This window comes from Pseudomonas huaxiensis (genome assembly GCF_003231275.1).
Classification (GTDB): Bacteria; Pseudomonadota; Gammaproteobacteria; order Pseudomonadales; family Pseudomonadaceae; genus Aquipseudomonas; species Aquipseudomonas huaxiensis.
In genome coordinates this window covers 1-239 of the sequence record NZ_QKVL01000228.1, presented here as the reverse complement: position 1 = coordinate 239, position 239 = coordinate 1, and the positions used below count along the sequence as shown (strand labels likewise).

Genomic DNA, 239 nt, shown 5'->3' with positions numbered 1-239 from the left:
GACCTGACCACCCTGGACAGCAATCGCGCCGTCACCCTCGGCAATGCCGTGACCGTGAACGGCGGCCTGATCCTCGCGGGCAGCAATGACTTCAGCCTCACCGGCGTCATCAGCGGCACCGGCGCTCTGGCGAAGAACGGCGCTGCCAACCTGACGCTGAGCGGCAACAACAGCTACAGCGGCGGAACCCTGCTCAACGCCGGCAGCCTGACCCTCGGTCACAACGCCGCGCTGGGTAC

Annotated in this window: 1 protein-coding gene; it reads left to right on the top strand. The window is 67.4% G+C overall.

The window, feature by feature from the left end; all coding sequences use genetic code 11:
- Positions 1 to 239: autotransporter-associated beta strand repeat-containing protein (locus tag DM374_RS32995; RefSeq protein ID WP_177431660.1), on the top strand; the 239-nt coding region annotated here is incomplete at both ends.